This window comes from Mumia zhuanghuii (assembly GCF_042681565.1).
Classification (GTDB): domain Bacteria; phylum Actinomycetota; class Actinomycetes; order Propionibacteriales; family Nocardioidaceae; genus Mumia.
In genome coordinates, this window is the sequence record NZ_JBHUFT010000008.1 from 188,656 (window position 1) to 208,447 (window position 19,792).

Below are 19,792 nucleotides of genomic sequence, written 5' to 3' on the forward strand. Positions count from 1 at the left end.
GGATGGAGGCTGACCGTAGCCATCACAGAAGGCCAGGTCGCGGTGACTTGCACGCCGCGAGCAGCGGAGGTCAGGTCCTTTCGGCGGCGGGCCGTCGGCGGATTCGCGGCGACCGCGCGGAGCCGTCGATGCACTCCAGTCGTCCTGCGCGGTTGAGGGTGTGCAGGCGAGACCCTCCCCAGGTCCCGCCGGGAGCGAGCGAGGCGACGTGGCGCTGCTCGAAGGCCGTGTCGTCCAGCCGGGTGATCTCTGCGAGCGCAAGGGCGGCGCCGTACCCCGTGCGCCCGTCCTGGACGGGGCGCAGGAGTCGGCCGTCGCGCTCGACCACGCGCCCTGCGGGGCGAGCGGTGGCGATGTCGACGAGGACGGGGTTGGCGGCGTGCGGCGTCCACGGGCCGCGGAGCCGGTCGGCGTGCCAGAGGTGGAGGGTGTCGGAGAACGAGCCGCCATGGCGTACGGTCGCCGTCATCCACCACCGTCCGTCGTGGTGGAACGGGGTGGCGTCGCTGATCTCGGCGCCCTCGAGGAGGGTCGCGACGTGCTCCCACCGGTCGGGGTAGGCGACCGCACGGTAGAGCTCGAGCGTCCCGGCCGCCGAGGACTCGGGGATCATCCACAGCTCGCCCTCGTCCTCACCGACCCACGGGTACGACAGGTGGTAGGGACGTTCGAGGACCGGGTAGGGCGTGCCGGTCGGGCCTTCCGGCGTCATCTCGACGACCGACACGACGCCCCGCCCGACGCGGTGGTCGAAGTCCTCCACGAAGAGGTGGTGACGCCCGTCGTGCAGCAGAGGGAAGGGGTCGGCGTAGAAGTGGTAGCCGTCGTCGGGCAACCGGTTCCACGGTGTCGTCGTCACCGTGCCGAGGTCGAGGACGTCGTCGGCGCCCTCGTCGACGAAGCGCCAGCCGACCCGCCAGTGGGGGGCACGGTAGAGGCGCCGATAGAGCCCGTGGATGCCGGCGTGGGCAGTGGTCGTGGCGACGCGGCGAGGCCACGACTGCACTGCGTCGTTGGCGGCGGTGCCGTTCGTGGCGCCGTCGACGCGCACGCCACGGTCGGTGACTGCCGCCACGATGATCGTGACGACTCCGGCGAGGACGTCGTCGAGGGCGCGGGGGAGCAGGCCGGGCAGCTCGCTCCCGGGTCGCCCGCTCGCGACCGTACGCCCGTCAGCGCGGTCGACGACGGCGACGACGGGCAGACGCCCCGCCGTCAGTGCAGCGAGGAGGGCGTCGTCGCCGGGGTGGCCGTCGAAGGTCAGCCCGAGCGTGCGCACGCCGTCGTGCCGTCCGGCCTCGACGAGGTCGAGCGTGACGTCGGGTGCCGCGTCGCCGTTGGTGCCTCGGGCGTCGAGGAGACCCGGCGCGACACCGGCCCAGCGTCCCGCCGGTAGGCGGTGCAGGACGCGGTCGGCACGCAGCAGCCGCTCGAGGCGCGGGTCAGGGTCGCGCGAACCCGTCACCCACGCGACGGTCACTGCATCGACCTCGGAGCGCGCGTCGAGCGCGGCCACGAGGTCGTGGTGCCAGTGCCGCACCTGGTCGCGGCGCAGCAGGATCTGAACGTGCACGGTCCCCCGTCCGGAACGTCGAGAGGGCATGCCGAGAACACCGACCGACGGGCCCCTCCTGTCGGAACCGGAATCATAACCGGCGACCGTGACCTGGTGGGGCGTTTTCGGTCACTCCGGCCGTGTGGTGCTTGTGACTTGACGACCTTTGAGACAGCGGCCAGGTGGGTCACTATGCTGAAGAGGCTCGGGGCACGGTGTCGTCGGGCGTAGTGAGGGAGCCGGAGGTGACGCGTGACCTTCTCGGAGTACGCCGCCATCCTGCAACGGCGTTGGCGCGTATGGGTGTCGTTCCTCATCGTCGGGATCCTCGCGGCCGTCGCCTACAACGCGACCGCGACCGTCCGCTACACCGCGACGGCGACGGCGTTCGTCAATGTCTCTGACGGCACCCGCGGCCAGCAGTCCCAGAATTTCCAGAACTCGCAGTTCGCGGTGCAGCGGGTGAAGTCCTACACCTCGCTCGTCGACAGTCCGCGCGTCCTCGAGCCGGTCATCAGCGACCTCGGCCTCGACCTCACGGTGCGTGAGCTCGCCAAGAAGACGTCGATGACCAGCCCGCCCGACACGGTCATCATGGAGGTGTCCGTCGTCGACACGGACCCCGACCAGGCGGCGCTTCTCGCGAACGCGGTGACCGAGTCCCTCGGTGAGGTGATCGAGGACATCGAGAGCAACGGCACCGTCTCGCGCACCGGCGAGCCCGTGACCAACGTCCGGGTCTCGGTCACGGCGCCCGCGTCGCCACCGGCGTCCCCGTCGTCGCCGCGCACGCTGATCAACCTCGTGCTCGGTGCCCTCCTCGGGCTCTCCGTCGGCATGGTCGCCGCCGTGATCCGCAACCACTACGACCGCCGGATCAAGAACGCCGACGACGTCCGCGAGGTCACGGGTATCTCCCCGCTGGGGACCACGTCCAACCAGCCCGCCTCGCAGCGCATGCCGCTGGTCGCGCTCGACTGGCGGTCCGAGGCGGCCGAGCGCTACCGCACCATCCGTACCGCCCTGCGGTTCGCCTCGATCGACCACGAGGTGCGCCACTTCGTCGTCACATCGCCGCTGTCGGGCGAGGGCAAGAGCACCGCCGCGTGCAACCTCGCGATCAGCCTCGCGCAGGGCGGGGCGTCGGTCTGCCTCGTGGAGGCCGACCTGCGCCGCCCCCGAGCCGCCGGCTATCTCGGAGTCGAGGGCAACCTTGGGCTGTCGGACGTGCTGGTCGGCGAGGCGTCGCTCGACGACGTCCTCGTCAGCTGGAACCACGCCCTGCTCCAGATCCTGCCTGCCGGCTCGCTCCCGCCGGACCCGGTGGCGCTGCTCGAGTCGGCGGCGATGGGCAACCTCGTCGATGCGCTGTCGGAGCGCTTCGACGTGGTCGTCTACGACGCTCCGCCGATGCTGCCGGTCACCGACGCGACCGTGCTTGGCGAGAAGGTCGACGGTCTGCTCCTGGTCGTCCGCTCGGGCAAGACGCTCAAGGAAGACCTCAGCCGCTCGCTCGACAAGGCCGACGCGGCCAGGGTCAAGGTGCTCGGCACCGTGGTCGTGGGAGTCCGTCGCGAAGGGCGCTCGGGCGAGCACTCCTACGCAGCCGACGTCGCCACTCAGCGCACCGAGCTCACGCCGACGACCAACGAGCCGCCCGTACGGGGCGACAGCGTCGTACGGGAGGACGAGGAGGGCGACGACGACGGTACGGGCTGGCAGCCGCCCCTGGCCGCCACGACGGCGGTCCTCCCGGCGATCACCGACGACATGCTTGACGATGACCACGACGGTGACGACCACGACGACCGTGACGATCCCGACCACGGAGACGAGGCGGCCGATGACTCCTCGGGCATCGTCTCCGGTGGCGCTCAGCCGAGGGCGTAGCGAGCGCGACCGGGGCCCGTCCCGCCCGACGCGTCACGGACGACGTCGCTGAGGGCGGAGGCCACGATCGTGGTGTTCTCGGCGATCAGTCGCGTGACGAGAGAGTGGGGGACCGCGTCGACCGTCTTGTGGGCGTCCGGCACGTCGTTGCCGTGCACCTCGACCCGGCGCCACGGCTTGCGGGCCACGCGGTGGCGAGACGCTCGCGGCATCTCGACGGTGCCCCGCAGGTCCGACATCTCCGTGACCAGGGCGAGGAGCGCGTCCACCGGATCGTCGTAGGAGGCGCGCTCCTCGCTGATCGCGTGGGCGCAGAGCACGGCGGCCTCGCGCAAGGTGAACGAGCGGGCGTGAGAGGTGGGCTGGAGGCGGACGACAGCGGCCCTTGACGGACGGTCGGCGGCGAGCACGAGGTCGGCGCTCTCGACGGCGCTCACGGTCAGTCCCTGAGACCGGTGGTCGCCGAGCTCGGGACCGGCTGCGAGGTGGCCGTCGGCGACGACCGTGCACGCGTCGTGCCCGTTCGAGGCGTTCTCACCGGCGCTGGCCACGACGAACGGTGCTCCCGCGTCGGCCAGCGAGCGGCGCAGCAGGGCTTGGGCGAACGGGGACCGGCAGACGTTCGCTGAGCACACGGTGAGGATGCGGAACGTCATGCCATCTGCCTTCGCTTGGGGTGGGCGTAGATCGCCAGCGTGGTCGTGAAGAACACGATAAAGCTGACCGACGTGTCGAAGAGGCCGCTTTCCAAGATGCTCACGAGCGCGAGCATCACGATCGCCGCGACGAAGAACGCGCGGGTGGGACGGGTGCAGCGTCGGGAGGCGACGAGCGTGGTCACGATCGCGGCGACGAGGGCGAGCGTACCGAGCAGGCCGACCTGGAGGTATGCCGACACCCACGTGCTATCGAGGATCTGAGTATCGCGATACATCGCCGAGACCGGGATCTGACGCAGGGCCAGGCCTCCGCCGATCAGGCGTTCGAGCAGGTTGTCCGGATAGTCGATCGCCGCGGACCACGCGACCGTACGGGAGTTGAGCGTGAGCAGGCTGGCGGTGTCGCCGCGACCGACGAACTCCTCCATCACCGAGGTCAGGCCCACGACGGCAGCCACCGCGGGGATGCTGAGCACGGCGGCGGTGAAGACGGGGACGGAGATCCGCGGCGCGATCACCACCATGATCGCCATGCCGAGCACGAGGGCGGCGAGGCCGGTCCGTGAGCCCGTCGCCCAGACGAGACCGAGGAGCAGCGGGAGGGCGAGGACGTCGAGGGCGGTCGCGGACCGGAAGATGCACCGGTGTGCCACCGCCAGTGCGGGGAGGCTGAACATCAGGCAGATCTGGTTGGGCCCGACTGGGGGGATGCCGCCCTCCAGTCGGCCGCTGGCGAGCGTCCCGATGCCGGTGATCGACGCGAAGGCGCCGACGACGAGCATGGCGACGAGCATCGCGTTGACGACCTCGCGCCAGGGTCGTGCACGCGCCACCAGGACGAGGGCGGCTGCGAGCATGATCAGCCGGATGACGAGGATCATCGAGGCGACGGTCTCGTCGCTGATCAGCAGCGCGCTGATCACGGCGATCGCGAGGTAGCCGAGCATGCCGAGGACGGGAGTCACCTCGACCTGGCTCCACCGGCGGTCGGGCTTCGGCAGCGTGAACGCGAGCCCGAGCGCGATGACCGTGAGCATCGCCTTGGCGACGACCACCGCGTCGGCGCCGCCGGAGTAGTAGACGCCGCGCCGCCACGAGATCGCCGAGACGACCAGCAGGATCATGACGAGCTGCAGCCGGGTGAACCGGATCCGCAGGCTGAACGGGCTGCCCGTCTCGTCGGACGCCGCCAGCGCCCGCTGCTCGACCGCCTCGGCGGTGCTCACCGGACCACCGCCTGGGGCGTCTCTTGCGGCGGACGCTCGCGCCGGACCACGGGGACGATGAGGAGCTGACGGCAGAGGATGCCCCCGGCGAACGAGCCGAACGAGATCCACAGCGGCGCCCACTGCGTGGAGGTGCCGAGCTGGAGCGCGAGGACGAGCAGCCCGATCGACAGCACGGAGTCGGCGACGCGGATCCCGAAGACGCGCCCGGGTCGGCCGCGTACGGCGGCCAGGCTCCCGTACGGCAGGACCGCCGCGCACGAGCCGGCATAGACGGCCCACCCGATGACCGCGACGACGTCCAGGTCGAACGAGCCGCCGGTGATCAGCGGGCCGAGGACCGGCAGGGCGAGGACGGAGATCAGGCTCGCCCCGAGCGTGGCCGCGAGCATGATCGCCGCGGCACGGTCCGCCCGCGCGAGCAGGGAGCGGAGCGTGTGGTCGCCGCTCGCGGCGTACGAGGAGAGCAGATAGGAACCGAATCCCTGGACGACGAGCATCGCCGGAGCCACGTACACGCGCGCCGCCTCCAGCTCGCCGACGGCGGCCGCCCCGGCGACCGCGAGCACCGTCCAGCGCATCACGTTGAGCATCGTGGGACGGACGAACTGCTGGGCGGCGCGCCAGCTCCCGAAGCGGAGCACGCGCGCGAGGTCGGGCTGGGCCCAGGGGCGTACGGTGCGCTCGTGCCGGGGGACCAGCATCCAGCCGGTCACGCCGGAGGCCGCCTGGCCAGCCGCCAGGGCGAGCAGGAACCCCGTGACCGAGGGGGCGCCCGGTTCGAGGAGCACGGCGACGACCACGCCCGCCGTCACGACGAGCGAGACCAGGTCGCCGGCGACGAGCCGCCAGAAGTGCATTGTCGCCATGAGCAGCCGGCGGACCAGGTCGGCCGCGACGAAGGCACCCGTCGCGACGGCGAACGCGAGGCACCCCGCAGGCGACAGCGACGTCCAGACGACGGCCCCGACGTACGACAGCAGCGTCGAGGCCACGACGCTCACGGCGGCGAGCAGGGCGAGCGCCGTACGGATCCGGTCGTCGCGGCGGTCGAGCACGGTGAGGGTGTCACCGACCAGGCCGGTCGTCACCGCGGTCGTCATCACCACGGCGCCGAACAGCAGCGCGTACACGCCGAAGCCGTCCGCGCCCAGGGCCCGTGCGGCAGCCACCTGGAGGAGGAAGCTCACCCCCGTCTGAGTGGCCTGGGCGAGCAGGGCGACGACCGCGGTCGGGATCCGCGGGCCGCGGGGGCGCGTGGTCTGGTCAGTCGGCTCGACCACGGCGACGCCCCGATGCCGCGCCACGGGTGGAGTACCCGTTGGTCAGCCGTACGAGCAGGTCTGCGTAGGCGTCCGCGACGTCGTCCCAGCGGTAGCGCTGCGCCGCCCGCTCCTGCAGCAGCCGTCCGGCCTCCCGTGTCCCCTCGGGGTCGCCCTCGGCCTTCTCGACGAGGCGGGCGAGGTCGTCGGGGGTCGCGAAGCGCGGGGCGGAGTCGCCGAGCACCTCGCGGTTGAACACGACGTCGTACGCGATGACCGGCGCCCCGGCCCCCATCGCGCGCAGCAGGGAAGGGTTGGTGCCGCCGACGGAGTGGCCATGGAGGTAGGTCGTCGCATGCGCGTACAGCTGGTCGAGCTGGTCCTGGTCCCAGACGCCGCCGACCAGGCGGATGCGGGGGTCGCCGGCGGCGAGCTGCTCGATCTCGGCCGTGTAGGCGTCGGCGTACGGGGCGGAGCCGACGACGACGAGCGGGTGCTCGGCACGCGACGCGCGGTATCCGGCGACGATCTCGCGGACGTGGTTCTCGGGCTCGAAGCGGGCGACGACGAGGTGGTAGCGCCCGGGCTCCACGTCGAGCGCGGCGAGCTTGTCGGGTGCCGGGGAGTCGAGGATCGGGGCGCCGTACGGGACGAACGTCGTCGCGACGCCGAACTCCTCCTCGTAGTAGTCGGCGATCCCGACAGCGTCGGCGATCAGCGCGTCGGCCCACCGGACCGACGCGGACTCGGCCGTCCGGTAGTAGCGCCGCCCCGCGCCGGTCCACTTGGCGCGCCGCCACTCGAGCCCGTCGACGTGCACCGCGACCGGGATCCGGCGCAGCCGCAGCCCGGGGACGAACGGAGCGTTGGCGGCGTTGAAGACGATCGCCGCGTCGAAGCGACGTCTGCGGGTCACCGCGTGCGCGACCGACAGCGCCGTGTGCGAGAGCGTCTCGAGCGTCTTGCGGCGCACCGCAGGCAGGTGGACGAGTCGCATCCCGAGGTGTGACGCGGGGCGCGGCTCGCCATCGACCGGCCGGCAGTAGACGGTCACGTCGTGGCCGGAGGCGACGAGGCGTCGCCCGATCTCCTCGACAGCGGTCTCGAAGCCGCCGTACCGGGCCGGCACGCCGCGGGTGCCGATCAGGGCCACTCTCATCGGTCCCGCCTTCATCGGTCCATCGCCTTCAGCTCGCGCCACCACTTGCGCAGGACGACCGCGAGGACGAGCGCGTTGATCACGAACAGCGCGGTGTAACCGGCGAAGTAGAGGGTCGGCCAGCCCATGAGGACGAACACCCAGCAGAAGATGCCGTAGTCGGTCGGCAGGATCGCCCACGTGCGCAACGGGTTCTCCGGGGGCGCGTCGGCGGTCGGCGCGGGCGCGTCGGCACCCTGGCGCAGCAACGGCATCATGATCAGCCCGAAGAACGTCACCATGTCGACGATCTGGAACCCGACCGGGACGAGCAGCGCCCAGTCGGACTCGACCGGCGGGAAGCGGAAGAACGAGATCAGCACCGCCAGGTGGAAGCTGCAGGTCTTGAAGCAGTCCACCGTGTGGTCGAGCCACTCGCCGCTGCGCGATCCGGTGCCGGTGAGCCGTGCGATCTGGCCGTCGACGGAGTCCATGACGTAGCCGGCCGCAAGCAGGGCGGACACCGCGAGGCCGACGCCGAGGCTGGGCTCGGCCAAACACAGGAGCAGCAGCCCAGAGAACGACAGCGTGGCGCTCACGGCGGTCGCCTGGTTGGGCGTCACGCCGAACGCCGCCGCCACCGCCGCGACGCGTCGCCCGAGCGGGCGATTCACGTAGCGCGAGTAGGCGGCGGTGCCGCGCGACGGCTTCTGGGCCGCCGACAGCGCCGCCGCGTTGGAGCGGATGCGTGACGTACGCGAGGTCGCGGTGACAGACATGGGGACTCTCGGTCGATGCGGTGAGGTCTTCGGGACAGTCTTCCATCTCCTCGGACGAGGAGGACCCGGAACACCAGGATTGGGCGCACCCCGCACGAGTCGGGCCGATTATGGACATTCCGCGACGAGATACCCCCCGTGCGCTCTAGTCTCGTTGCTGCTGGAAGTCTCGGAGAGGTGATCCCATTGAGCCACGTCGTCGGGTACGCGCCCGGAGTGTATGACCTGTTCCACGTCGGCCACCTCAACGTGCTCAAGCAGGCCAAGGAGCGCTGCGACTTCCTCATCGCGGGTGTCGTCTCCGACGAGATGTGCGTCCGCGCGAAGGGCTTCGAGCCGTTCGTGCCGATCGCCGAGCGCGTCGAGATCGTCCGCCACATCAGCGTCGTCGACGACGTCCACGTCGAGGTCGTGCCCGACAAGCTGGCGACCTGGGAGGTGCTGCGCTTCGACCGCATCTTCAAGGGCGACGACTGGCGCGGCACGCCCCGCGGCGACAAGCTCGAGCGCGACTTCGCGTCGGTGGGTGTCGAGGTCGTCTACTTCCCCTACACGGTTCACACGTCGAGCACCCAGTTGCGCCGTGCCCTGGGCAGGGTCGAGGACCTTCCGGCGATGGCGGTCGAGGCCTGACCGGTCAGCGGCGGGCCGCCGACGCGACCACGTCCTGCATCTCTTCGGCGTAGCGCTGCGGCGAGAACATCGTGGTCGCGCGGTTCCTGCCGCCGTCGACCAGCCGAGCGGTCAGGGCGGGATCGTCCAGGATCCGTCCGACCTGGGCGGCCATCGTCTCGGCGTCGTCGACAGGCGCGAGCAGCCCGGACTCGCCGTCGACGACCGACTCGAGATGTCCCTGTACGGCGGTCGCGACGACGGGGCGCCCCGCCAGCTGGGCCTCGATCACCGCGTTGCCGAGCGACTCTCCGCGGGACGGGGCGAGCAGCACGTGGGCACGACTGAGCGCCGGCCAGATCGGGGCTACGTGCCCGGAGAAGTGCACCCGTCCGGCCAGCAGCGGGCGTGAGGCGCGCTCGCGGAGCTCTGCCTCGTACGCGGTCTGGTCCGTGAGTGCACTCCCGCACAGCTCGAGCTCGACGTCCCGCCCCTGCGCGATGAGTCGCTCCAGGACGTCGAGCGCGACGTGGGGCGCCTTGCGGGCGGACAGGCGTCCGACGACGAGCAGGCGCCGGGCTCCCCACGGCGGCGGCGCGGGCGCCGTGTCGGGTCCGCGTACGCCGTTGTGGACGAGGCGCATCCGCTCACCAAGGCGGGGGTTGACGTCGGCGAGCTCGGCGACGGTGGCCTCGCTGTTCGCGACGACCGTCGTCGCGAGCGCGAGGGGGCGGGCCAGGGCGACCCGCAGCGGCCGGGGGTCGGACTGCTCGGCCTCGTGGACGTGGCACACGACCGGGACCCGGTGGGCGCGCGCGAGCGCGGTCCACCACGGCAGCGTGAGCGTGTTCACGAGCACGACGTCCGGACGGGCGGTGCGCAGCGCCTGCGTGGCGCGGGGGGCCGCGCCCGCGAGGTCGCGCGCCAGCCGCAGCAGGCCGACCGGGGAGGCATACGCGCGACGCAGCGCCGGGAATCCAAGGGCGATGGCCTCGGCGCCGTCCTCGCGCAGCATCGCGAGGAGCGGACCGTCGCTGCCTGCGGCCACGCGGACGCGCCACCCTGCGGCGAGCAGGGCGCGTACGGTCTCGCGCAGCTGGAGGTCGGAGCCGTAGACGTCGGCTGACGGTGTCGCCACCAGCACGGTGCCGCGAGGCGTCCTGGTCGAGGGCATGCGGTGTAGTCCTCCTCATGTCGGCCAGCCCAGCGTAGCGGGCGGCCCACTGTGACGGGCCTCGTTGACTCCCGTGGTCGGGCTGCGCTGGGGGTGGCGACAGAATGGGCGCATGACGTTCGCTGACGACGGCGCCCTGGCAGTCTGGCTGGCCGAGCAGGCCGGCACCGAGCTCCTGGAGGTCCGCCGCGGCGGGCTGGAGGGCAAGGCGCTCAAGGACGCCGGTGACGCGGCGAGCCAGGCGGTCCTCGCGCGGCTGCTGGCCGAGCACCGGCCGGGCGACGCCGTCCTCAGTGAGGAGGCCGCCGACGACGCGGCCCGCGTCGCCGCCGAGCGTGTGTGGATCATCGACCCGCTCGACGGCACGCGCGAGTTCTCCGAGCCGCCTCGCGACGACTGGGCCGTCCACGTCGCGCTGTGGGAGCGCGGTGACCTGATCGTCGGCGCGGTCGCGCAGCCCGCGCTGGGGGAGACCTTCAGCACCGCGTCGCCGCTCACCGTGCCGTCGCGGGGGGAGGGGCCGGTCCGGATCGCGGTCAGTCGCAGCCGCCCTCCGGCGTTCGTCGGCGAGCTGGCCGAGGAGATCGGCGCCGAGCTGGTCCCGATGGGGTCTGCCGGGGTCAAGGTGATGTCGGTGGTCCGGGACCTCACCGATGTCTACGTCCACGCGGGCGGTCAGTACGAGTGGGACTCGGCTGCGCCGGTCGTGGTCGCCCGTGCCGCCGGCCTGCACACCAGCCGTGCGGACGGTCGTCCGCTGGAGTACAACCGCGAGAACCCGTGGCTTCCGGACCTCCTCGTCTGCCGTCCCGAGCTGGCCGAGACCGTCGCCTCGTTCGTCGCCGGCCGCCTGGGCTGAGGCCGGGACCACACCACCCGTCGGCCCGTTCGTGCGCGCACCTCACCGCTATCTGCGTACGCTGGCGCTGCGATGAACGAGAGCCCCACGACCGACGAGACCAACGAGCCGGCGCCCGACGCGGCGTCGGCACCGCCGCAGTCCCCGCGTCGGCGTCACACGCTGCGCAACGTCCTCCTCGGCCTGCTGGCGTGCGTCGTGGTGCTTGCGCTCGCCCTCGGCGGGGTCGCGTGGTATCTCCAGGAGCGCCTCGTGGGGCAGGTCGACCGTGTCGACGACGCGTTCACCGGGCTGGAGAACCGTCCCGCGCCCGCGCAGGGCGACGGGGTGAACATCTTGCTCATGGGCACCGACCGGCGCTCGGACGAGCCCACGACGGGCGACGACGCCGACTCCCCGGCCTGGCTCCCGGGTGAGCAGCGCACCGACTCGCTGATGGTGCTCCACGTCGACGCCGACCGCGAGGGGGCGTCGATCGTCTCGATCCCGCGCGACTCCTGGGTGACCATCCCCGGGTACGGCGAGAACAAGATCAACGCGGCGTTCTCCTTCGCCGGGCCCTCGCTCGCGGTCGAGACCGTGGAGCAGCTCACCGACCTGCGCATTGACCACATCGCGATCGTCGACTGGGACGGCTTCCGCGAGCTGACCGATGAGCTCGGCGGCGTCGAGGTCGTCGTCCCGGAGACCGTCCATGACTCCGCCCGAGACAAGACGTGGGAGGCCGGGACGCACCGCATGGACGGCGAGGAGGCGCTGCTCTACGTCCGCCAGCGGTACGGACTTCCCGGGGGCGACTTCGACCGGATCAAGCGGCAGCAGAACTTCCTGCGGGCCCTGATGGGTCAGACGCTGTCGGCCGACACCCTGAGCAGCCCCACCAAGGCGTACGGCGTCCTCGACGCGGTGACCGAGCACCTGACCGTCGACGCCGAGTGGACCACGGGCGACATGCGCGGGCTGCTGCTGTCGCTGCGCAACCTGCGTGCCGACGACATCGCGTTCACCACCGCTCCGTTCAAGGGCACCGGGCGCGAGGGCGCCCAGAGCGTTGTCCGGCTCGACCGCGACAAGGGGCGCGAGCTGTGGGGCGCGGTCCGGGAGGACCGGGCCGCCGAGTGGGTCGAGGCCAACGGGGCGGGTCTCCCGGCGTCCGTCAGCTGACGCGTATTGGTGAAATGTCCGGATTCTCGTCTGGTTCGGGTGCGAGTGTCTGCGGTGTCCACCGGTCGATCTCGGCGACTCTCAGCAGACCCATGGGGGAATTCCATGAGACGAGCACCTGTCCTCGTCGTCGGTGCCGCAACGGCGCTGACGCTCGGCCTCGCGATCGCGCCTGCTCAGGCGCACGGCGGTCACAAGCCGCCCAGGCCACCGGCTGCCACGACGGTGGCCGACGGATTGTTCACCGCCCTGAGCTCGGCCGTCGCCCGCGACGGAACGGCGTACGTGACCCAGAACTTCTCCGGCACCCTCACCAAGATCCCCAAGCGAGGAGCCCGGAGCGACATCTACCAGGCGACGCCGCCGGCGGGCTCTGAGCAGCCGCCCGAGGTCGGTGGCGTGTCGGTCACGCGCAGCAAGGTCCTGTTCGCGGAGACGGGCTTCTCCGGCGATCCGGAGAACCCGGGCGGGTTCACCGGCATCAAGTCGATCGACAGGCGCGGAACCATCAAGGTCGTCGCGGACACCGGGGCGTACGAGATCGCGAACAACCCCGACGGCGACGTCGTCTACGGTGCGCGCGGCATCAGCGCCGAGTGCGCGGCGCAGTGGCCCGCACCCGATCCGGAGACGGGAGAGGGCCCGCCGCCCTCCACGTACACCGGTGACGTCAACCCGCACCCGTACGCGACGCTGCCGGGGCCGTTCGGCACCACCTTCGTCGCCGACGCGGGCGCGAACTCGATCCAGCGGATCAGCGCGAGCGGGCGGATCACGACGCTGGCGCTCATGCCCGGGCAGCCGCTGAAGATCACCGCCGAGCTCGCGGGGGCGTTCGGGATCCCGGCGTGCGCGGTCGGCCTGTCGTACTACTTCGACCCGGTGCCGACCGACGTCGAGTGGGGACCCGACGGCTGGCTCTATGTGTCGCTGCTGCCCGGCGGTCCTGAGGACCCGAGCCTCGGTGCGCGCGGCGCGGTCTACAAGGTCAACCCGGTCTCCGGCCGGACCGTGAAGGTCGCGGGCGGCTTCCTCGGCGCGACGAACCTCGCGGTGACGCCGAAGGGCGACATCTACGTGGCGGAGATCTTCGGCAACCAGCTGTCCGTGCTCAAGCGCGGCAGCCGTACGCCGAAGCCGTTCGCACCGCTGCCGTGGGCGACCTCGGTCGAGTACGCCGGCGGCTCGCTGTACGCGACGTCGTCGCCCGAGCTCGAGGACCTGTTCGCCGGCAGGCCGCCAGCACCGGAGTCGACACTCGTGAAGTACAGGCTGTCGCAGCACCGTCACCGCCGCTGACGGAGAGGAGTCTCGACATCGGTGTCGTCCGTGCGACGCCGATGTCGAGACCTCTGTCTGGCGGGCGATGAGGTACGGCTGGGGCGTGCGACTAGGCTGGAGACGATGTCCTTGCACGCCTTGGCCGAGGTCGTCGCCGCCGATCCCACGCTCGCCCGTACGGTCGCAGACCGTCGCGCGGGCGTGACGGCGCTCGACCTGTCGGCCCCTCCGTCCCTGCGTCCGTTCCTCGCCGCTGCCCTGGCGCCGGCGAGCCCGGTCGTGCTCGTCGTGACCGCGACTGCCCGCGAGGCAGAGGAGCTGAGCGAGGAGATCGGGTCGCTCATCGGCCCGGATCTCGTCGCGGACTTCCCTGCGTGGGAGACCCTGCCGCACGAGCGGCTGTCGCCCCGCTCGGACACCGTCGGCCGACGCCTCGCGGTGCTGCGACGCATCTCGCATCCCGGCTCCACCCCGGACGCGGGCCCGCTCAAGGTCGTCGTCGCGCCGATCCGGTCGGTGCTCCAGCCCCAGGTCAAGGGCCTGGCCGACCTCGTGCCGGTCACGCTGCGGCGTGGCGACGAGGCCGACCTCGAGGACCTGGTCCGCGGCCTCGCAGACGCGGCGTACTCGCGTGTCGACCTGGTGACCAAGCGGGGCGAGTTCGCCGTCCGCGGCGGCATCATCGACGTGTTCCCGCCGACCGAGGACCACCCGTTGCGTGTCGAGTTCTTCGGCGACGAGGTCGACGAGATCCGCCACTTCTCGGTCGCCGACCAGCGCTCGACCGATCCTGTCGACCACGTGTGGGCGCCGCCGTGCCGCGAGCTGCTGCTCACCGACGAGGTCCGGGCGCGGGCCCGCGAGCTCGCCGACGCGCACCCCGAGCTCGCCGAGATGCTCGACAAGCTGGCCGAGGGGGTGGCGGTCGAGGGCATGGAGTCGCTCGCGCCCGCTCTCGTCGACGGCATGGAGCTGCTGGTCGACCTGTTGCCGTCCGACGCGACGGTGCTCGTCTGTGACCCCGAGCGTGTCCGTACGAGGGCGCACGACCTCGTGGCGACGAGCGAGGAGTTCCTCGCGGCGTCCTGGGCGGCCGCTGCCGGCGGCGGCAAGGCGCCGATCGACCTCGGCGCGGCGGCGTACTGGAGCCTCGGCGACGTCCGCCAGCACACCCTCGCGTCCGGGCGGGCCTGGTGGTCCACGTCGCCGTTCGTGAGGGACGAGGAGGTTTCGACAGGCTCGGTTTCGACAGGCTCAACCACCGGTGGCTCGGTTTCGACAGGCTCAACCATCGGGGACGCCGACAGCGTCAACCTGCCGTTCGCGCCGACCCCGTCATACCGCGGCGAGGTCGAGCGCGCCCTGGTCGACCTCAAGGGCTGGCTGTCCGCGGGCACCCGCGTCGCGCTCGTGACGCCGGGCGAAGGGCAGGCGGCACGCAGCGTGGAGGTGCTCGGCGAGCACGACATCCCGGGCCGGTTCCACGCCTCGATCACCGCCGACGACCTCACCCCCCACGTCGTCCATGTGGTCTGCGGCGAGATCGACCACGGCTTCGTCGCCGAAGGCGTCGACCTCGTCGTCCTCACCCAGGACGACCTCGTCGGTCAGACCGCCGCCGCGCCGCGCGACGACCGCAAGATGCCCTCGCGGCGCAAGAAGCAGATCGACCCGCTCGAGCTGACGCCCGGCGACTACGTCGTCCACGAGCAGCACGGCGTCGGCAAGTACGTCGAGATGATGCAGCGGACGGTGCAGGGCGCGGTCCGTGAGTACCTCGTCATCGAGTACGCCGCCTCCAAGCGCGGCCAGCCGGCGGACCGGCTCTTCGTGCCGACCGACCAGCTCGACCAGGTCACCCGCTACGTCGGCGGCGAGCAGCCGAGCCTCGACCGGCTCGGCGGCGCCGATTGGAACAAGCGCAAGTCGCGTGCGCGCAAGGCGGTCAAGCAGATCGCCGGCGAGCTCATCAAGCTGTACGCCGCGCGGCAGGCGACGCAGGGCCACACGTTCGGCGCGGACACCCCGTGGCAGCGCGAGCTCGAGGACGCCTTCCCGTACCACGAGACGCCCGACCAGCTCGCGACGATCGACGAGGTCAAGCGCGACATGGAGCGGCCCGTCCCGATGGACCGGCTGGTCTGCGGCGACGTCGGCTACGGCAAGACCGAGATCGCGGTGCGTGCGGCGTTCAAGGCGATCCAGGACGGCATGCAGGTCATCGTCCTGGTGCCGACGACGCTGCTCGTGCAGCAGCACTTCGCGACGTTCTCCGAGCGCTACGCCCAGTTCCCGGTCGTTCTCAAGGCGCTGTCGCGGTTCCAGACCGAGAAGGAGTCCAAGGAGGTCCTCGACGGGCTGGCCAACGGCTCGGTCGACCTCGTCATCGGCACGCACCGCCTGCTCCAGAAGGGCGTCAAGATCCCCAAGCTCGGGCTCGTCGTCGTCGACGAGGAGCAGCGCTTCGGCGTCGAGCACAAGGAGGCGCTCAAGACGCTGCGCGCCGCGGTGGACGTCTTGTCGATGTCGGCGACTCCGATCCCGCGCACGCTCGAGATGGCCGTGACAGGCATCCGCGAGATGTCGACGATCCAGACCCCGCCGGAGGAGCGGCACCCGGTGCTCAGCTTCGTCGGCCCGTACGAGGACCGGCAGGTCGTGGCGGCGATCCGGCGCGAGCTGCTGCGCGACGGGCAGGCGTTCTACATCCACAACCGGGTCAACTCGATGGACAAGGCCGTCAAACGGCTCCACGACCTCGTGCCCGAGGCCCGCATCGCGATGGCGCACGGGCAGATGGGCGAGCACCAGCTCGAGCAGATCATGCTCGACTTCTGGGAGAAGAAGTACGACGTGCTGGTCTGCTCGACGATCGTGGAGTCGGGCCTGGACGTCTCCAACGCCAACACGATGATCGTGGAGCGGGCCGACATGCTCGGTCTCTCGCAGCTGCACCAGCTCCGTGGACGCGTCGGGCGTTCGCGCGAGCGGGCCTACGCCTACTTCCTCTACCCGCCGGAGAAGCCCCTCACCGAGACCGCGCACGAGCGGCTCTCGACGATCGCGCAGCACTCCGAGCTCGGCGGCGGCATGGCGATTGCGATGAAGGACCTCGAGATCCGCGGTGCCGGCAACCTGCTCGGCGGGGAGCAGTCGGGCCACATCGCCGACGTCGGGTTCGACCTGTACGTCCGGCTGGTCGGCGAGGCCGTCGCGGAGTACCGCGGCGATCAGGGTGAGGACGTGCACGAGGTCAAGCTCGAGCTCCCCGTCGACGCGCACCTGCCGCACGACTACGTGCCGAGTGAGCGGCTGCGCCTCGAGATGTACAAGCGCCTCGCCGACGTCCGTACCGACGAGGAGGTCGCCGAGGTGCGCGACGAGCTCGTCGACCGGTACGGCGAGCCGCCCGCTGCGGTCGACGCGCTGCTCGGTGTCGCCCGGCTGCGGGTGCGGGCCCGCGACGTCGGCATCTCCGAGCTCACGGTGGCGGGCAACAACATCCGGATCTCCGGAGTCGACCTGCCGGAGTCGCGCCAGATGCGGCTCAAGCGTGTCTATCCGGGCTCGGTGGTCAAGGCCACGGCGCAGCTCCTGCTCGTGCCGCGGCCCAAGACCGCGAAGGTCGCGGGTCAGCCGCTGCGTGACGCCGAGCTGATGGACTGGTGCCGCACGCTGATCGACACCGTCATCGCTCCCTCCGCCCCCTGACCCCGGGTCGGTCTCTGCCGGCTCTCGGGTCGATTCCTGCCGGGTCCCGGGTCAGTTCCCGACGACCCGCGCCAGCGTCTCGGGATCGCGCGCGATCACCGTCGTGCCGTCGTCGGTGGTAATGATCGGGCGCTGGATCGCCGACGGGTGCGCGACGAGGCCCGCCAGCCACTCCGCACGGTGCTCGGCGTCCTTCGGGATCGCGGTCAGCCCGGCGTCGCGGGCCTCCTTCGGGCGGGCGACGTCCCACGGCTCGAGCCCGAGCCGCTGCACCACGGCGGCGAGCTCGTCGACCGTCGGCGGCTCCTCGAGATAGCGCCGTACGGTGTAGTCCGCACCGGCCTCGTCGAGGGCGGCCACGGCGGTGCGGCACTTGCTGCAGGCGGGGTTCACCCAGATCTCCATGCGCCGAGCGTAGGACGCGGCTCTGTCCGCCGCGGCAGCCGCCCGGCTTGCAGCGCACCAGATCCCGACGCACGGTGGAGAGGTGCCGGGGACCAAGATCTGGGATGCCGAGTCGGAGCTGCGCGGCGCTGGGATGAGGGTGACGCGCCAGCGGATCGCCGTCCTGAGCGCCCTGCGCGAGCGCCCGCACGCGAGCGCCGAGACCCTCATCGCGATGACCCGCGACGCGCTCGGCTCGGTGTCCGTCCAGGCGGTGTACGACGTGCTGGCCGCGTGCACGGAGCGCGGCCTCGTACGGCGGATCCAGCCGGCGGGATCCCCGGCGCTGTTCGAGACCCGGACAGCCGACAACCACCACCACCTCGTGTGCGAGGTCTGCGGGCGTATCGACGACGTCGACTGCGCGGTCGGGTCCGCGCCGTGCCTCGTACCGAGCGACACGCACGGGTACGACATCGCGGCCGCCGAGGTCGTGTTCTGGGGGACGTGCGCCCCGTGCGGCTCCCGTGAGCCGGCGATCGTCGGTGCCACCAGCGACAGGGGAGTGAACGATGACTGATCCGACCACCACGAACGCGGGGATCCCGGTCGAGAGCGACGAGCTCTCGCTGACGCAGGGAGACCTCGGATCGATCGTGCTGCACGACCACTACCTGATCGAGAAGATGGCGCAGTTCAACCGCGAACGGGTGCCCGAGCGGGTCGTGCACGCGAAGGGTTCGGGCGCGTTCGGTGAGCTCGAGATCACCGGTGACGTGAGTGCCTACACGAAGGCCTCGCTCTTCCAGCCGGGCAAGAAGACCCCGATGGTGGCGCGCTTCTCGACCGTCGCGGGGGAGCAGGGGAGCCCCGACACGTGGCGCGACCCCCGTGGCTTCGCGCTGAAGTTCTACACCGACGAGGGCAACTACGACATGGTCGGCAACAACACGCCGGTCTTCTTCGTCCGCGACCCGATGAAGTTCCAGGACTTCATCCGCTCGCAGAAGCGAATGCCCGACTCCGGCCTGCGCGACCACAACATGCAGTGGGACTTCTGGAGCCTGTCCCCGGAGTCGGCGCACCAGGTGATCTGGCTGATGGGCGACCGGGGCATCCCGAGGTCGTACCGGAACATGGACGGCTTCAGCTCCCACACGTACCAGTGGATCAACGAAGCCGGCGACCGCTTCTGGGTGCGCTACCACTTCAAGACCAAGCAGGGCATCGACTTCCTGACGCAGGAGGACGCCGACCGGCTCGCCGGGAGCGACCCTGACCTGCACCGCAAGGACCTCTTCGACGCGATCGCCGACGGCAACTTCCCGAGCTGGTCGCTCGAGGTGCAGATCGTGCCGTTCGAGGAGGCGGAGTCGTACCGGTTCAACATCTTCGACCTCACCAAGACGATCTCGCAGAAGGACTACCCGCGGATCCCGGTCGGGACGATGACGCTCAACGAGAACCCGCAGAACTTCTTCGCACAGATCGAGCAGGCAGCCTTCGAGCCCAGCAACCTCGTCCCCGGCGTGTTCATCAGCCCGGACAAGATGCTGCTCGGCCGCGTGTTCTCGTACGCCGACACGCACCGCTACCGGATCGGCACCAACTACACGCAGCTGCCGGTGAACGCACCGAAGTCGCCGGTGCACACCTACTCCAAGGAGGGGGCGATGCGATACGCGTGGAACGACCCGTCGCTCCCGGTCTACGCGCCCAACTCGTACGGGGGCCCCGCGGCGGACACGCAGCGCCTCACCGACGGCAAGGGCTGGGCCGCGTCCGGCGAGCAGATCCGTGCTCCGTACGACCTGCACCCCGAGGACGACGACTTCGGGCAGCCGGGCACGCTCTACCGCGAGGTGCTCGACGACGCCGCGCGCGCCCGCCTCGCCCACAACATCGCGGGGCACCTCGCGGACGGCGTGACGGACGAGGTGCTGCAGCGGGTATGGGTCTATCTCGGCAACGTCGACGTCGACCTCGCGACCGCGGTCCAGAAGGAGATGGGCACGCTCTAGGGTTGCTGGTCCGGCGTGGTCGGTGCAAGGACGTGTGGTTAGGCTGAGTCCCGCGTCACGTCACCCGTACGAGAGGA

16 protein-coding genes are annotated in these 19,792 nt (G+C 71.2%); 8 read left to right on the forward strand and 8 right to left on the reverse strand.

The window, feature by feature from the left end; genetic code table 11:
- Positions 1-70 precede the first annotated feature (70 nt).
- Positions 71-1,573 (reverse strand): glucosamine inositolphosphorylceramide transferase family protein, encoded by a 1,503-nt coding sequence (locus ACFSDF_RS09220; protein ID WP_167001703.1) that lies wholly within the window; start codon positions 1,571-1,573, stop codon positions 71-73.
- Between the two features lie 234 nt (positions 1,574-1,807).
- On the opposite strand from ACFSDF_RS09220, the gene ACFSDF_RS09225 reads away from it, so the two are divergent.
- Positions 1,808-3,445: a tyrosine-protein kinase domain-containing protein gene (locus tag ACFSDF_RS09225; protein ID WP_167001704.1), complete on the forward strand. Its 1,638-nt coding sequence runs from the start codon at positions 1,808-1,810 to the stop codon at positions 3,443-3,445.
- Here ACFSDF_RS09225 and ACFSDF_RS09230 read toward each other — a convergent pair.
- From ACFSDF_RS09230 to ACFSDF_RS09250, 5 genes are read right to left on the reverse strand one after another with little or no spacing between them, the layout of a single operon-like run.
- Positions 3,430-4,101 carry an arsenate reductase/protein-tyrosine-phosphatase family protein gene (locus ACFSDF_RS09230; RefSeq protein ID WP_167001705.1) on the reverse strand — a complete coding sequence of 224 codons (672 nt, stop codon included), beginning with the start codon at positions 4,099-4,101 and terminating at the stop codon, positions 3,430-3,432. The two genes, ACFSDF_RS09225 and ACFSDF_RS09230, sit on opposite strands and share 16 nt — an antisense overlap.
- Positions 4,098-5,330 carry an O-antigen ligase family protein gene (locus ACFSDF_RS09235; protein WP_167001706.1) on the reverse strand — a complete coding sequence of 411 codons (1,233 nt, stop codon included), beginning with the start codon at positions 5,328-5,330 and terminating at the stop codon, positions 4,098-4,100. Before ACFSDF_RS09235 ends, ACFSDF_RS09230 begins: the two co-directional genes overlap by 4 nt.
- Positions 5,327-6,613 carry a polysaccharide biosynthesis protein gene (locus tag ACFSDF_RS09240; RefSeq protein WP_167001707.1) on the reverse strand — a complete coding sequence of 429 codons (1,287 nt, stop codon included), beginning with the start codon at positions 6,611-6,613 and terminating at the stop codon, positions 5,327-5,329. The genes ACFSDF_RS09235 and ACFSDF_RS09240 overlap by 4 nt, the downstream gene beginning before the upstream one ends.
- A complete protein-coding gene (locus ACFSDF_RS09245) occupies positions 6,597-7,751 on the reverse strand; it encodes a DUF1972 domain-containing protein (protein WP_167001708.1) in 1,155 nt (384 codons plus the stop codon). Before ACFSDF_RS09245 ends, ACFSDF_RS09240 begins: the two co-directional genes overlap by 17 nt.
- Positions 7,752-7,762: 11 nt before the next feature.
- On the reverse strand, positions 7,763-8,509 hold the full coding sequence (locus ACFSDF_RS09250) for a CDP-alcohol phosphatidyltransferase family protein (protein WP_167248920.1): 747 nt from the start codon (positions 8,507-8,509) through the stop codon (positions 7,763-7,765).
- A gap of 186 nt (positions 8,510-8,695) precedes the next feature.
- Between ACFSDF_RS09250 and ACFSDF_RS09255 the strand changes: the two genes are divergently transcribed.
- Positions 8,696-9,142 (forward strand): FAD synthase family protein, encoded by a 447-nt coding sequence (locus ACFSDF_RS09255; protein ID WP_167001710.1) that lies wholly within the window; start codon positions 8,696-8,698, stop codon positions 9,140-9,142.
- 4 nt (positions 9,143-9,146) lie between these two features.
- On the opposite strand, the gene ACFSDF_RS09260 is transcribed toward ACFSDF_RS09255, so the two are convergent.
- Positions 9,147-10,295, reverse strand: coding sequence for a glycosyltransferase family 4 protein (locus ACFSDF_RS09260; protein ID WP_377157210.1), 1,149 nt, complete (start codon positions 10,293-10,295; stop codon positions 9,147-9,149).
- A 112-nt stretch (positions 10,296-10,407) separates the two neighbouring features.
- On the opposite strand from ACFSDF_RS09260, the gene ACFSDF_RS09265 reads away from it, so the two are divergent.
- From ACFSDF_RS09265 to mfd, 4 genes are all read left to right on the forward strand, one after another.
- The gene (locus tag ACFSDF_RS09265) at positions 10,408-11,154 is read left to right on the forward strand and encodes a 3'(2'),5'-bisphosphate nucleotidase CysQ (RefSeq protein WP_377157212.1); all 747 of its coding nucleotides are present in this window, start codon (positions 10,408-10,410) and stop codon (positions 11,152-11,154) included.
- 72 nt (positions 11,155-11,226) lie between these two features.
- Positions 11,227-12,318 carry an LCP family protein gene (locus ACFSDF_RS09270; RefSeq protein ID WP_377157214.1) on the forward strand — a complete coding sequence of 364 codons (1,092 nt, stop codon included), beginning with the start codon at positions 11,227-11,229 and terminating at the stop codon, positions 12,316-12,318.
- A gap of 105 nt (positions 12,319-12,423) precedes the next feature.
- Complete coding sequence (locus ACFSDF_RS09275) at positions 12,424-13,617, forward strand: ScyD/ScyE family protein (RefSeq protein WP_377157216.1); 1,194 nt, start codon at positions 12,424-12,426, stop codon at positions 13,615-13,617.
- A gap of 105 nt (positions 13,618-13,722) precedes the next feature.
- A complete protein-coding gene (mfd, locus tag ACFSDF_RS09280) occupies positions 13,723-17,310 on the forward strand; it encodes a transcription-repair coupling factor (RefSeq protein ID WP_167001715.1) in 3,588 nt (1,195 codons plus the stop codon).
- 51 nt (positions 17,311-17,361) lie between these two features.
- On the opposite strand, the gene ACFSDF_RS09285 is transcribed toward mfd, so the two are convergent.
- Positions 17,362-17,715 (reverse strand): ArsC/Spx/MgsR family protein, encoded by a 354-nt coding sequence (locus ACFSDF_RS09285; protein WP_167001717.1) that lies wholly within the window; start codon positions 17,713-17,715, stop codon positions 17,362-17,364.
- Between the two features lie 82 nt (positions 17,716-17,797).
- Between ACFSDF_RS09285 and ACFSDF_RS09290 the strand changes: the two genes are divergently transcribed.
- Together ACFSDF_RS09290 and ACFSDF_RS09295 are read left to right on the forward strand one after the other, a co-directional pair.
- Positions 17,798-18,274, forward strand: a complete 477-nt coding sequence (locus ACFSDF_RS09290) for a Fur family transcriptional regulator (RefSeq protein WP_347877917.1) — start codon at positions 17,798-17,800, stop codon at positions 18,272-18,274.
- On the forward strand, positions 18,267-19,715 hold the full coding sequence (locus ACFSDF_RS09295; RefSeq protein WP_167248916.1) for a catalase: 1,449 nt from the start codon (positions 18,267-18,269) through the stop codon (positions 19,713-19,715). Before ACFSDF_RS09290 ends, ACFSDF_RS09295 begins: the two co-directional genes overlap by 8 nt.
- The last annotated feature ends 77 nt before the right edge of the window (positions 19,716-19,792 follow it).

What these genes read in the sequence shown, in the direction of transcription:
- ACFSDF_RS09250 (WP_167248920.1), bottom strand. Translation starts at nt 8,509, where the DNA reads ATGTCTGTCACCGCGACCTCGCGTACGTCACGCATCCGCTCCAACGCG.
- ACFSDF_RS09230 (WP_167001705.1), bottom strand. Translation starts at nt 4,101, where the DNA reads ATGACGTTCCGCATCCTCACCGTGTGCTCAGCGAACGTCTGCCGGTCC.
- ACFSDF_RS09265 (WP_377157212.1), top strand. Translation starts at nt 10,408, where the DNA reads ATGACGTTCGCTGACGACGGCGCCCTGGCAGTCTGGCTGGCCGAGCAG.
- ACFSDF_RS09245 (WP_167001708.1), bottom strand. Translation starts at nt 7,751, where the DNA reads ATGAGAGTGGCCCTGATCGGCACCCGCGGCGTGCCGGCCCGGTACGGC.
- ACFSDF_RS09285 (WP_167001717.1), bottom strand. Translation starts at nt 17,715, where the DNA reads ATGGAGATCTGGGTGAACCCCGCCTGCAGCAAGTGCCGCACCGCCGTG.
- ACFSDF_RS09295 (WP_167248916.1), top strand. Translation starts at nt 18,267, where the DNA reads ATGACTGATCCGACCACCACGAACGCGGGGATCCCGGTCGAGAGCGAC.
- mfd (WP_167001715.1), top strand. Translation starts at nt 13,723, where the DNA reads ATGTCCTTGCACGCCTTGGCCGAGGTCGTCGCCGCCGATCCCACGCTC.
- ACFSDF_RS09270 (WP_377157214.1), top strand. Translation starts at nt 11,227, where the DNA reads ATGAACGAGAGCCCCACGACCGACGAGACCAACGAGCCGGCGCCCGAC.
- ACFSDF_RS09275 (WP_377157216.1), top strand. Translation starts at nt 12,424, where the DNA reads ATGAGACGAGCACCTGTCCTCGTCGTCGGTGCCGCAACGGCGCTGACG.
- ACFSDF_RS09260 (WP_377157210.1), bottom strand. Translation starts at nt 10,295, where the DNA reads ATGCCCTCGACCAGGACGCCTCGCGGCACCGTGCTGGTGGCGACACCG.